Below are 11,543 nucleotides of genomic sequence, written 5' to 3'. Positions count from 1 at the left end.
CAGGCGTGATCGATATCAACGAGTCCGTGATGCAGTTCCTTCTGGCGTTCGTCGTCGTCGGCCCGCTCCTCGGGGCCGTCGCCGCTCTGCTGCCCGCTCCGCCCGGACTGAAGGGGAAGTCTCCCGAGCAGGCCGTGCTCCGCCACGGCGTGACCGTGACCGGCGTGGTGCTCATCGCAGCGGTCGTCCTCGCGCTCGGCTTCGACCACGACCACCCGTCGAAGATGCAGGCCACGACGGACATCAGCTGGATCCCCGCGCTCGATGTGCGGATCCACCTCGGCATCGACGGCATTTCCCTCCCCCTTCTGGTCCTGACCGCGCTGCTGACCTTCCTCTGCGCGCTGTACACCTACTTCAAGATGCCTGCGGGCCCGACCCCGAAGGCCTTCGTCGCGCTGCTGCTGGTCCTCGAGTCCGGCACCCTTGCCAGCTTCGCCGTCCTCGATCTGCTGCTGTTCTTCCTCGCGTTCGAGATGGTCCTCATCCCGATGTACTTCCTCATCGCCCGCTGGGGCGGCGAGGGCAGGACCCAGGCCGCCTGGCGGTTCATCCTCTACACACTGCTCGGTTCGGTCGTCATGCTGCTCGGCCTGCTCCTGATCGGGATCAAGGCCGGCACATTCGACATGGTGGCACTCGCCACTGACAACGGCCGGTCGCTGACCGCATCCGTGCAGGTCATCGCTGTTTTGGCGATCGGGATCGGGCTCGCGGTCAAAACGCCGATGTGGCCGCTGCACAGCTGGTTGCCCGACGCCCACACCGCCGCCCCGACCGTCGGCTCGGTCCTGCTGGCGGGTGTCCTGCTGAAGATGGGTACGTACGGTTTCGTCCGGATTCTCCTGCCGATCGCGCCGGACGGTTTCCACACCTTCGCGCCCTACCTCGCCGCCTTCGCCGTCGTCGGGATCATCTACGGTTCGCTGGCCTGCCTGGCGCTCGCCAAGCAGGGCGCGAAGGGCGATCTCAAACGCCTGATCGCCTACTCCTCCGTCGGGCACATGGGCTTCGTCCTGCTCGGCATCTCGACGATGACCCCGACCGGCGTGAACGGCGCCCTGTTCGCCAACATCGCCCACGGCCTCATCACCGGCCTGCTGTTCTTCCTGGTCGGCGCGCTCAAGGACCGCACGGGCACCACCGACCTCGACACCCTCGCCGAGGAGACCGGTGCCGCGCTCTACGGCAAGGCGCCCCGGCTCGGCGGCCTGCTCGCCTTCGGCGCGGTCGCCTCGCTCGGACTGCCGGGCCTGGCCGGATTCTGGGGCGAGATGCTGGCCCTGTTCGGCGCGTTCAAGCCCGCCGGCGACCTCAGCCGACCGGCCTTCCTCACCTTCATGGCGATCGCGGCCTTCGGCACCCTCCTCACGGCCGCGTACATGCTGGTCGTGGTCCGCCGCGTCTGCATGGGGGCCGTACCGCAGGAAGCGCCGCAGCTCGCCGACGTCCACACGTACGAGTTCGCGGCCTGGATCCCGCTCGTCGCCCTCACCGTCGCCGCCGGCCTGTGGCCCAAGGCCCTTCTCGGCCTGACCGACCCGGCCGTGCAGCAGCTCCTCTCAGGAGGCACCCGATGAGCTCCCTGGCCCAGCCGCTGGCCGAGAGTCTGGTCCAGTCCGTCGACTGGCTCGCCGTCGCGCCACCCACCCTTACGGCGGTCGTCGGACTCGTCGTCCTCGTCGCCGACCTGTTCGTCGCCGACGCCAGGAAGGCACTCCTCGGCTGGGTGTCGGTCGCCGGCCTCGCCGCCTCCGCGCTCCTGTTGCTGCCCCTCCTGGACGGCGACCGCAGCACCTTCTGCGTGAACGGCACACACGCGTGCAGTTACACCGCGGACCGCTTCACGCTCGTCATCCAGTTCCTGGTCCTCGGTGGCGCCCTCCTCGCCGCCCTCCTGTCGGTCACAGCCCTGAAGGACGCCGACAGACAACTCCCCGAAGGGGAGTACTGGTTCTTGCTGCTCTCCTCCGCGGCCGGCGCCGCGCTCCTGCCCGCCTCCCGCGACCTCGCCACCCTGATCGTCGCCCTGGAGGTCGCCTCCCTGCCCGCCTTCGCCCTCGTCGGCATCCGGCACGGCGACAAGAAGTCCTCCGAAGCTGCCCTGAAGTTCTTCCTGTCGTCGGTCACCGCGACCGCCGTCAGCCTCATGGGCATCAGCTTCGTGTACGCCACCACCGGCACCCTCTACCTCACCCAGGTCGCCGACCGGATCCAGCACGTCGACGGACAGCTCCACACGCTCGCCCAGACCGGCGTCGTCCTCACCCTCGTCGGCTTCGCCTTCAAGACGGCCGCCGTGCCCTTCCACTTCTGGGTCCCCGACACCTATGTAGGCGCGCCCCTGCCCATCGCCGCCTATCTGTCCGTCGTCGGCAAGGCGGTCGGCTTCTCCGGCTTGATCCTCGTCACGGTCGTCGCGTTCCCCTCGTACGCCGACGTCTGGGGTCCCGCGCTCGCGGCGCTGGCCGCGCTCACCATGACGGTCGGCAACGTCGGCGCGCTGCGCCAGCAAGCCACGCGCGCGTACAGCGCGGTACGACTGCTCGCCTGGTCGTCGGTCGGCCAGGCCGGCTACCTCCTCGTACCGATCGCCGCGGCCGCCTACTCCGACAACGCCGAACACTCGATCGGTTCCACGGTCGCCTACGCCCTCATGTACGCCGCGGTGAACCTGGGAGCCTTCGCGATGGCCGCACTGGTGGGCCGTACCAGGTCCGCGAACCGCATCACGGACTACCGCGGCCTCTATGCGAGCAATCCGATCGCGGCCCTCCTGCTGGCCTTCTTCCTGCTCTGCCTGGCCGGACTGCCCCCGGGCATCATCGGCCTGTTCGCCAAGGTCACCGTGTTCTCGGCGGCGGTCGACGCCGGACTCGGCTGGCTGGCCGTGGTCATGGCCGTCAACGTCGTCATCGCCCTGTTCTACTACCTCCAATGGACGGCACTGCTGTTCCGCGCCCCCGAGGGCGAGCCCGTCAAGCACCCCCTCCCCGCGCCCCTCACCGCGGCGATCACCCTCACCGGCGTCCTCGGCATCGCCCTCTCCGGAGCCCCCCAGCTGGTCCTGCGCTTCGCCGGCACAGCCCTCTTCTGAGCCGACGTCGGCCACCCAGGGGCGCCATCACCCGGACGGCCCACGCAGGCCGCCGTACGCACAAGGGAACTAGTGGCCCTCGCCTGGCGTTGACCAGTACGGGAGGGTCCACTGGACGTGACACCACGGCACCAGTGGCACCGAGATCAGCAAGCAAAGGGTTCCCCTGCTGCACGACTTGGAGGGCGTACCGTGCACCGCCGGCACAACGGGCTAAGGACCGCGGTTCTCCTCGGAGGACTGTCCGCCCTCATCATCGTCATCGGCAGCTTCTTCGGCCGCATGGGGCTCGTCGTCGCGGTTGTGATCGCACTGGGCACGAACGCGTACGCGTACTGGAACAGCGACAAGCTGGCGCTACGCGCGATGCGCGCGCGCCCCGTCAGCGAGTTCGAGGCTCCCGCCCTGTACCGCATGGTCCGCGACCTCTCCACCCAGGCCCGCCAGCCCATGCCACGCCTGTACATCTCCCCGACGGAGGCGCCGAACGCCTTCGCCACGGGCCGCAACCCGCGCAACGCCGCCGTGTGCTGCACGGAAGGCATCCTGCGCATTCTGGACGAGCGCGAACTGCGCGGCGTGATCGGCCACGAGCTCAGTCACGTCTACAACCGCGACATCCTCATCTCGTCGGTCGCGGGCGCCCTGGCCTCGGTGATCATGTTCCTGGTCAACTTCGCCTGGCTGATCCCGGTCGGCCGGTCCGACGACGACGACGGCCCGGGCATCCTCGGCATGCTGATGATCATGATCCTGGGCCCGCTCGCGGCCACCGTCATCCAGCTGGCCATCAGCCGTTCCAGGGAATACGAAGCCGACGCCTCCGGCGCCCAGTTGACCGGCGATCCCCTCGCGCTCGCCGGCGCGCTGCGCAAGCTGGAAGCAGGCACCCAGCAGCTGCCGTTGCCGCCCGAGCCGCGCATCGAGACCGCGAGCCATATGATGATCGCGAACCCCTTCCGCCCGGGCCAGGGACTCTCCAAGATGTTCTCGACTCACCCGCCGATGGCGGAGCGCATCGCCCGGCTCGAGAAGATGGCAGGTCGCCCCCAGTGAAAACCATCCTGAACGTCATCTGGCTCGTCCTCAGCGGTTTCTGGCTGTTCCTCGGCTACCTGGCCGCGGGCGTTCTCCTCTGCATCACGATCATCGGCATTCCGTTCGGCATCGCGGCGTTCCGTATCGGTGTCTACGCCCTGTGGCCCTTCGGGTACACGACGGTCGAGCGCCGTGACGCAGGTGCGCCCTCCTGCGTCGGCAACGTCCTGTGGCTGGTCCTCGCGGGCTGGTGGCTCGCGCTCACGCACATCGTCACCGGCATCGCCCTGTGCATCACGATCATCGGCATCCCGTTCGGCATCGCCAACTTCAAGCTGATCCCGGTCTCGCTGCTGCCGCTCGGCCGCGAAATCGTGCCGACGGACCAGCCGTTCGCCCCTCGCTGACCGACTGGGACCAGGGCGGGTGCGGAGCGCTCGCCCCCGTCCGAGTGACCGGGTTTTCCACAGTCCGAGGGTTGTCCACAGCCCGGCCCGATTGTCAGTGGTGCCTTGCATCATGAACCCATGACCGAGAACGAGCAGTTGCTGGCACGGGTGTCAGTCAAGGCACGCAACACCCGCCCATGGGGCTGGCCTTCACTCCCCGAGCCCGTTGACGCGTCCACGCTGGCCCGCGCGGAAACCACCCTGGGCTTCCCCCTGCCGCCCCTGCTCGCCGACCTCTACCTCCGCATAGGAGACGGCGGATTCGGACCGGAGTACGGCCTGCTGCCCCTCCTCGACAGCCCGCCCGCCGGCGAGCCCGCCGCCGTAGTCCAGTACCTGGCCAACCGCGAGAGCGCCCGCAGAGACCCCGACTGGCCCTGGCCCGAAGGCGTCCTGCCGATATCCCACTGGGGCTGCGCGATGTACGCGTGCGTGGACTGCCGCAACCCGGAAGCACCAGTCCTCCTCTTCGAGCCGAACGCCGACAGCGCCGACCACGCCTGGTATGTCGACGCCCCCAGCCTCACGGCCTGGCTGAGGTCCTGGGTGGACGGCACGGGCTGGTACGAGGAGACGAACGAGGAGCTCGAGATGGCCCCTTGGACCGACTTCCGCATACGCACGACGGCGGCGCAAGCGTCCTAGCAGCCGCGACACCATGCGTACGACATCGCAGCGATCCTTCTGGCACGGCGACTGCGGAGATCCCGCGAGCCGGCAGCCGGAAGAACGTGCCCTGCCCCCGGCCCTGATGGCCGAGCATGCCCATCCTGGGTCGGAAGCCTTGATCAGGTGCCCGCCCCGAACGGTGTTCGGTCCACGCCGCTACCGCGCAGCCACCCATCGCCGTACGCCATACGCGCCCACACCCACCGCCAACACTCCCGCGCCGACAACCACCGAAACCGCCGGCAGCGAGAACGCCAGCAGCACACACCCGAGAAGACCCACCGCAGGCAACAGCCGAGCCGTCGGGGCCGAACTCAGCGTCCAGGCAGAGGCGTTGGCCACGGCGTAGTACGCCAGCACACCGAAGGAGGAGAAGCCGATCGCACCCCGTACGTCCACCGTGGCGGCCAGGGCGGCGACCACGGCACCCACGGCCAGTTCGGCCCGGTGCGGCACCTGGTAGCGCTGATGTACGACCGACAGCGCGCCGGGAAGGTACCGGTCGCGGGCCATGGCCAGGGTCGTCCGCGAGACGCCCAGGATCAGGGCGAGCAGCGAACCAAGCGCCGCCACGGCGGCCCCCACCCGCACCACCGGAACCAGCCCCGGCACGCCGGCCGCCCGCACCGCGTCGGCCAGCGGAGCACCCGCACGCGCGAGGCCCCCGGCCCCCAGCACGGAAAGGACAGCCACCGCCACACACACGTACACCGCCAGCGCGATGCCCAGTGCCAAGGGGATCGCGCGCGGGATGGTGCGCGCCGGATCCCGTACCTCCTCGCCCAGGGTCGCAATGCGTGCGTACCCGGCGAACGCGAAGAACAGCAGACCCGCCGCCTGCAGTACCCCGCCCACCCCGCCCGAGGTGCCTACACCCAGGCGCCCCGCGGCGGACGTCCCGGCCCCCAGACACACCACCACGACGGAAGCGAGGACAGCCAGCACCACCGCCACGATCACCCGGGTGACCCACGCGGACTTCTGGACACCGCCGTAGTTCACCGCGGTCAGCGCCACCACGGCCGCGACCGCCACGGCGTGCGCCTGCCCCGGCCAGACGTACGCCCCCACGGTGAGCGCCATCGCCGCGCAGGAGGCGGTCTTCCCGACCACGAACGACCAGCCCGCGAGATAACCCCAGAACGGGCCGAGCCGCTCACGCCCGTACACATATGTGCCGCCCGAGGCCGGATACAGGGCGGCCAGCCGCGCCGACGCCATGGCATTGCAGTAGGCGACGGCCGCTGCGACGGCGAGGCCGAGCAGCAGCCCTGACCCGGCCGCACGCGCCGCGGGCCCCAGGGCGGCGAAGATCCCGGCACCCACCATCGAGCCCAGCCCGATGACGACGGCGTCGCCCACGCCCAGCGTGCGCCGCAGTTCGGAAGCAGAACTCGATGCCATGTCCGGCACCCTACTGATCACTGCAACCGATGAGTGCCGCCGGGACGTCCTGCTCATCAACAGAGCAGGAACAAGCACGTGGCGCACAGCGGATCTTGACCGAAATCTCACTGTCCGGAAAGTGCAGGCCCAGTGCGGAAGGGCAGGTTCACGGCATGACCATCATCAGCTGGATCATCCTGGGGCTGTTGGCCGGAGCCATCGCCAAGTTCCTGCTGCCCGGCCGCGACCCGGGCGGCTTCATCGGCACGACGCTCATCGGCGTCGCGGGTGCGTTCATCGGCGGCTGGATCTCGGCCCGCTGGCTGGACCATCCGATCACCAAGAACTTCTACGACGGCGCGACATGGGCCGCGGCGATAGGCGGCTCACTCGTGCTCCTGATCGTCTACCGCATCCTGTTCGGCAACTCGCGCAACTGAGCACGACGAGCACGCCCCGGACCGCAGCCAGCAGGCGAGAAGGGTGGGCACCCGCCAGGTGCCCACCCTTCCTCGTGGACCGGCGGCCGAGGACGGCCGGCCGGTGGCTGTCAGCCGATGACGGTGAAGCGGTGGCTCACCGGTAGTTCACGAACTGCAGCGCGAAGTCGAAGTCCTTGCCCTTCAGGAGCGCGATCACGGCCTGCAGGTCGTCACGGCTCTTCGAGCTGACGCGCAGTTCGTCGCCCTGCACCTGCGCCTTGATTCCCTTGGGGCCCTCGTCGCGAATGATCTTCGCCACCTTCTTCGCGTTCTCCTGGGAGATGCCCTCCTCGATCGATGCGAAGATCTTGTACTCCTTGCCCGAGAGCTGGGGCTCGCCCGCGTCCAGCGCCTTCAGTGAGATCCCGCGCTTGATCAGCTTGGACTGGAAGACGTCGAGGACGGCCTTGACCCGGTCCTCGGAGTTCGCCTCCATGAGGATCTTGTCACCGGACCACGAGATCGAGGCGCCCACGCCCTTGAAGTCGTAGCGCTGCGAGATCTCCTTGGCGGCCTGGTTGAGGGCGTTGTCGACCTCCTGCCGCTCGACCTTCGAGACGATGTCGAAACTGGAGTCGGCCATGTCCTGTGGCTCCTTGTATCGGTGCGTTATGGGGTGCGTACGGAGGCGTATCGGCGTACGTGGGGGCGGGCGCCGAGCCCGGCGTGGTCCCGGGCCGCATCCGGACAAGCCTAGCCACCCGCGGTCCTCCGGGCGCAGATCAATCGGGTGGCGGAGCACCCCTCGGCATCGGGTATTGTTTACGTCGTTGCCAGGGAGCACCGCCGAAAAGCGGTTCGAACGGCAGCAAACCCGGCGGTGTGCCCGAGCGGCCAAAGGGAGCAGACTGTAAATCTGCCGGCTCAGCCTTCCCAGGTTCGAATCCTGGCGCCGCCACGCTGAGAGAGACCCCCTCTGACCTGTGTAAGAGCAGGATGGAGGGGGTCCTTTCGTATTCGAGCAACCTCATTCGAACGAGAACCGAAAAAGGGCGACTTGACTCACCTGATCTCAGGTGAGTCCCACCCCTGATCAGGGCATGTCCCTCAGGCGTCCCCCGGGGCACGGACCGGTCTCATCCCATTCCCGCAGGCCACCCTCAATCTGGCGGTTCGCCCGCTGCTGGGCATGCGCCAGAACCTTCGCGCAGACGCGCGGCAGCACGGCAACGGAGTGGTCCGGCCCGACGGGCGAGTTCCATCGGGTCGACTTCGCTACAGCCCGCCGTACGCTGACGGCGATTCCTCGTCGGACACCGGGCAGGGAGAAGGGATGGGCACTGCGCCGAAGCGGCCGGGCGTACGGATCGTCAATGAACAGGACGTTCTCGCGCGGATGCGTGGGACCCAGGACAAGATCGCGGACAGGATCACCGCCTTCTCCGGGACCATGACGTTCGTGTATCTGCATGCCGCGTGGTTCACGGTGTGGATCGTGTGCAACGAGGGGGTCTTCGGGGACGGAGCGATCTGGGACCCGTTTCCCTTCGGACTGCTCACCATGATCGTCAGCCTGGAGGCGATCTTCCTGTCCACCTTCGTCATGGTGAGCCAGAACCGTCAGGCCGCCCGCGAGAACGTCCGCGCCGACCTGGACTTCGAGACCAACGTGCGCTCGGAGGTGTGGTCCATCCACATGGGCCGCGCCCTCGGCGTCGACCCCGTGGAGGTCGAGCGCCGCGTCCAGGAGATGCTCGCCGAGAACCGCGCCCGCCTGGACGGCGCCGCCCGGCCTTCCACAGGAGGCTGACGGCCCCGGAAACGACAGCATCGTCCCCCTACGCGGACCACGGCCGCGTGGAAGCATGGAGACATGTCCGGCCGAGCCGGACCTGTGCCCGAGGGAGTGAGCGCATGCGCCGTTCTCGCACCTCAGCCGGCGGCCGGAAATGACCGACCACCACGGCCCGGTGCTCTCCTCCGACCTCGTGGGCACGTCGGAGGGCGGGGCCGAGCCCGACATCGACGTCGCCGCGCCGCACGATGTGCGCCGGGCGGCCGACCTGCTGCGCCTGCTGGTGTCCCTTGCCGCGCTCGGAGTGACGGTGCTGCTGGCGGTCGCCACCCGCGACTTCGCCCGCAAGGCCCAGCAGGGCCTGCTCTCCGCGGCCACCGCGCTGTCACCGGGGTTGCGCGACGGCCTCGTCGGCACGGTCCAGGTGATCGCCATTCTGGCGCCGGTCGCCGCCTTGGTCGTTCTCGTCGTACAGCGCCGCGTGGACGCGGTGTTGCGCGTGCTGCCCGCCGCGGCCCTGGGCGCGGTGGTCGCCTGGACGCTCACCCGGCTCGCGCTGTCCGACAGCCGCCCCGAGCTGTGGCCGGAGGTCCTGGTGGGCCGCGGCGGGCTGCTGCACGTGGGCTGGCCGCCGGCGGTGTACCTGGCGGCCTGCGCCTCGGCGGTCGTCGCCGCAGGACCGTGGCTAGCACGGCCGTGGCGGCGGGCCCTGTGGGCCCTGGTCGTCGGCTGCGCCGCACTCGGCGTGCTGGCCGCCTCGCTCGTCCCGCTGGACGCGGTGGGTGCCCTCGCCGTGGGCGGCACCGCGGGTTCGGCGGTCCTGCTCATGGCGGGCGGTCCGACCGACCGCCCGCCGCCCGGGCCGTCGCGGACGCGCTCGTCGCCTGCGGGATCCCGCTCGCCGCCCTGCGCCAGGCCCCCGACCACCGACAGCTCGTGGGAGAGGGGATGCTCTACGGCGCCGAGACCACCGAGGGCGCGCGGCTGACCGTCCGCGTCCTGGCCGCGGAGGACCGCAACCGCGACCTGTTCTTCCGGCTCGCCCGGCGCCTGCTGCTGCGGCATCCCGCCGACCCCGGCGAGCAGACGGCGCTCGGCGCGGCCGAGCACGAACTGCTCATGCTGGTCTTCGCCGGCCGCACCGGAGCCCGGGTCGCCGAGCCCGTCATCGCCTACCCCGTGACCGGCTCGAGTGCGCTGCTGGTGACCGTCGGGCAGGATGCCCCAGTCCCGGACGAAGAATGCACCGACGCGCTGCTCGGCGCGGTGTGGACGTCGGTGGCCCGCCTGCAGGAACACCGGCTGGCGCACCGGGCGTTGCGCCCCGAGCACATCGTGCTCGCCCCGGACGGCAAGCCGCGGCTGACCGCCTTCGCACGGGCGCAGCTCAACGCGCCGCCCGAGGTCCTCGGCGCCGACCTGGCCGAACTCCTTGCCACGACCGCGGTACGGGTCGGCCCGACCCGGGCGACGGCCTGCGCGCTGGCCGGACTCGGCCCCACGGCGCTGGCGACCGCACTGCCGTATCTGCAACCGCTGGCCCTGGTCGGCCCCGCGCGACGCGAGGTGGCCCGCTACGACCAGGCCCGCGCCCGCGAGGCCGCGCAGGGGAGCCGGCGGCGCACCCTGCGCCCGGGCGGCCGGCCGAACCTGATGCACGACCTCGCCGAGGAGGTGCGCACGGCGTGCGATGCCCCGGCGGCCAAGCCGGCCCAGCTCGCGCGGTTCACCTGGAAGAGCGTCCTGGGCCTGCTCGGCGCGTTTCTCGTGCTGCACCTGGTGTTGCCACAACTGGCCAACGCCCCGGCCGCCCTTGACGCACTGCGTGACGCCGACTGGTGGTGGCTGCTCGCGGTCGTGCCCGTCACGTTCGTCTCGCAGGCGTTCTCGACCTGTCTGCAACTGGGCAGTGTCCCCGGGCGGTTGCCGTTCTGGCCCACGTACCAGGTGCAGTTCGGGAGTTCGTTCCTGAACCGGATCACCCCGGGCAACGTCGGCGGCATGGCGCTGAACCTGCGCTATCTGCAGAAGACGGGCATCGAGACCGGCGCTGCGACGGCCTCCATCGGGGTGCAGAGCCTGGCCGGGGCGGTCTCCAACGCGGTCGTCGCCGCTGTGTTCTTCGCCGCGGCCGGTCAGCACCACGGCGGTGTGCACCTGGACCTGCCCGCCGGCAAGTACGCCCTGCCCGTGATCGCGCTCCTGCTGGCCGCCGGAGGGCTGCTCGGCCTCACCCCACCGGGCCGCCGCTTCCTGCGCGAGAAGGTCTGGCCGTTCCTGCGCTCAGCGGGGACGACGCTGACCGGCATCGCCTCCGACCCCGCCAAGCTCGCGATCGGCGTTGTGGGTGCGCTCGGCCTGCCGCTCGTCCAGGTCGTCGGCCTCGCGCTGAGCCTGCACGCGCTCGGCGGTGACCTGCCCTTCGTACAGGTGGGCGCCGCCTACATGGCGGCCCGTCTGCTCGCCAACGCGGCCCCCGTCCCCGGCGGCCTGGGCGCCCTCGAGGCCGGCTTGATCGCCGCCCTCACCGCCCTCGGCGTCCCCGCCGGTCCGGCGACCTCCGCGGTCCTGGTCTACCGGCTGCTCACCTTCTGGCTGAACGTCCCGCTGGGCGGGCTCGCCCTGGGCTTCGTACGGCGGCGCGGCTACGTGTGAGACGTACGGGCGCCACTCCTGGCCTCCCCAAG

11 protein-coding genes and 1 tRNA gene are annotated in these 11,543 nt (G+C 70.1%); 10 read left to right on the top strand and 2 right to left on the bottom strand.

Going from position 1 to position 11,543, the window contains the following annotated elements:
- The first annotated feature begins 5 nt into the window (after window positions 1–5).
- The 5 genes from ABT254_RS02215 (at window position 6) to ABT254_RS02195 (ending at window position 5,229) form a co-directional block, all read left to right on the top strand.
- Window positions 6–1,580, top strand: coding sequence for an NADH-quinone oxidoreductase subunit M (locus tag ABT254_RS02215; protein WP_351462530.1), 1,575 nt, complete (start codon window positions 6–8; stop codon window positions 1,578–1,580).
- Window positions 1,577–3,097: an NADH-quinone oxidoreductase subunit N gene (locus tag ABT254_RS02210; protein WP_351462528.1), complete on the top strand. Its 1,521-nt coding sequence runs from the start codon at window positions 1,577–1,579 to the stop codon at window positions 3,095–3,097. The genes ABT254_RS02215 and ABT254_RS02210 overlap by 4 nt, the downstream gene beginning before the upstream one ends.
- Before the next feature lie 192 nt (window positions 3,098–3,289).
- On the top strand, window positions 3,290–4,153 hold the full coding sequence (gene htpX / locus ABT254_RS02205) for a zinc metalloprotease HtpX (RefSeq protein ID WP_351462526.1): 864 nt from the start codon (window positions 3,290–3,292) through the stop codon (window positions 4,151–4,153).
- Window positions 4,150–4,542 carry a YccF domain-containing protein gene (locus ABT254_RS02200; RefSeq protein WP_351462524.1) on the top strand — a complete coding sequence of 131 codons (393 nt, stop codon included), beginning with the start codon at window positions 4,150–4,152 and terminating at the stop codon, window positions 4,540–4,542. The genes htpX and ABT254_RS02200 overlap by 4 nt, the downstream gene beginning before the upstream one ends.
- A gap of 120 nt (window positions 4,543–4,662) precedes the next feature.
- Window positions 4,663–5,229: an SMI1/KNR4 family protein gene (locus ABT254_RS02195; protein ID WP_351462522.1), complete on the top strand. Its 567-nt coding sequence runs from the start codon at window positions 4,663–4,665 to the stop codon at window positions 5,227–5,229.
- A gap of 180 nt (window positions 5,230–5,409) precedes the next feature.
- On the opposite strand, the gene ABT254_RS02190 is transcribed toward ABT254_RS02195, so the two are convergent.
- Window positions 5,410–6,657 carry an APC family permease gene (locus ABT254_RS02190; protein ID WP_351462520.1) on the bottom strand — a complete coding sequence of 416 codons (1,248 nt, stop codon included), beginning with the start codon at window positions 6,655–6,657 and terminating at the stop codon, window positions 5,410–5,412.
- A 155-nt stretch (window positions 6,658–6,812) separates the two neighbouring features.
- Here ABT254_RS02190 and ABT254_RS02185 point away from each other — a divergent pair, with 155 nt between their 5' ends.
- A complete protein-coding gene (locus tag ABT254_RS02185; protein ID WP_351462518.1) occupies window positions 6,813–7,079 on the top strand; it encodes a GlsB/YeaQ/YmgE family stress response membrane protein in 267 nt (88 codons plus the stop codon).
- A gap of 136 nt (window positions 7,080–7,215) precedes the next feature.
- Here the strand turns inward: ABT254_RS02185 and ABT254_RS02180 are convergent, their stop codons facing one another.
- Entirely contained in the window at window positions 7,216–7,704 is a 489-nt protein-coding gene (locus tag ABT254_RS02180; protein WP_030945172.1) for a YajQ family cyclic di-GMP-binding protein, read from the bottom strand.
- A 233-nt stretch (window positions 7,705–7,937) separates the two neighbouring features.
- On the opposite strand from ABT254_RS02180, the gene ABT254_RS02175 reads away from it, so the two are divergent.
- The 4 genes from ABT254_RS02175 (at window position 7,938) to ABT254_RS02160 (ending at window position 11,511) form a co-directional block, all read left to right on the top strand.
- Window positions 7,938–8,019, top strand: a tRNA-Tyr gene (locus ABT254_RS02175).
- Window positions 8,020–8,394: 375 nt separating this feature from the next.
- Window positions 8,395–8,871: a DUF1003 domain-containing protein gene (locus tag ABT254_RS02170; RefSeq protein ID WP_351462516.1), complete on the top strand. Its 477-nt coding sequence runs from the start codon at window positions 8,395–8,397 to the stop codon at window positions 8,869–8,871.
- A gap of 139 nt (window positions 8,872–9,010) precedes the next feature.
- The gene (locus ABT254_RS02165; protein WP_351462514.1) at window positions 9,011–9,844 is read left to right on the top strand and encodes a hypothetical protein; all 834 of its coding nucleotides are present in this window, start codon (window positions 9,011–9,013) and stop codon (window positions 9,842–9,844) included.
- The gene (locus tag ABT254_RS02160) at window positions 9,805–11,511 is read left to right on the top strand and encodes a lysylphosphatidylglycerol synthase transmembrane domain-containing protein (protein ID WP_351462512.1); all 1,707 of its coding nucleotides are present in this window, start codon (window positions 9,805–9,807) and stop codon (window positions 11,509–11,511) included. Before ABT254_RS02165 ends, ABT254_RS02160 begins: the two co-directional genes overlap by 40 nt.
- Window positions 11,512–11,543: the final 32 nt, after the last annotated feature.

It is taken from the genome of Streptomyces sp. NPDC001137 (assembly GCF_040298885.1).
Classification (GTDB): Bacteria; Actinomycetota; Actinomycetes; order Streptomycetales; family Streptomycetaceae; genus Streptomyces.
Note: the sequence above shows the minus strand (reverse complement) of the source record. Positions and strands in the feature narration are given on the sequence as shown.